This window comes from Vibrio sp. 2033, assembly GCF_033339735.1.
The window spans coordinates 1-652 of record NZ_JAWOVC010000437.1 but is presented as its reverse complement, the minus strand read 5'-3'; the positions used below and the strand labels follow the sequence as shown (position 1 = coordinate 652).

Below are 652 nucleotides of genomic sequence, written 5' to 3'. Positions count from 1 at the left end.
ATCTGGCGAGCCTGTTAAAGGCCCTATTTACATGAAGCGCATCAAAGGTGGGGTATTAGCGGACGGTCTGAACTCGGCTATCGCTGCGGTATTCAACAGTTTTCCAAACTCTACCTTCAGTCAAAACAACGGCATTATCATGCTAACGGGCGTCGCAAGCCGTTACGTGGGTTACTTTATCTCGGGCATGTTAGTGATTCTTGGTCTATTCCCGGGCGTGGCCAGTTTTGTTCAGCTGATCCCAGAGCCTGTACTTGGTGGCTCTACCATCGTGATGTTCGGCACCATTGCCGCTGCAGGCGTGCGTATTATCTCGCGTGTTGACCTCGACCGCCGCGCAATTCTGATTATGGCGTTGTCATTCTCGATGGGGTTAGGTATCGCTCAGAAACCTGAGATTCTGCAGTTTATGCCTGAGTTTATTAAAAGCATCTTCTCAACTGGTGTGGCTGCTGGCGGTATCACCGCGATACTGCTGAACTTGTTGCTTCCAGAAAAACTGACAGAAGAAGATGAACTTGTCGCTCAAGAAGTGAAAGAGTCTTAATACTTGTACTTAGAAGTTAAAAAGCCCAACCACATTTTTGGTTGGGCTTTTTGGTTTGAGAGGGTTATTTGGTCGGGAAACTGATTTGGGCGATCAAGCCGCCTT

At 48.2% G+C, this 652-nt stretch carries 1 protein-coding gene; it reads left to right on the top strand.

Annotation, left to right across the window (positions count from 1 at the left end; all coding sequences use genetic code 11):
* On the top strand, positions 1-547 hold a 547-nt coding region (locus R7P74_RS27045; RefSeq protein ID WP_318123751.1), incomplete at its 5' end, for a uracil-xanthine permease family protein.
* Positions 548-652: the final 105 nt, after the last annotated feature.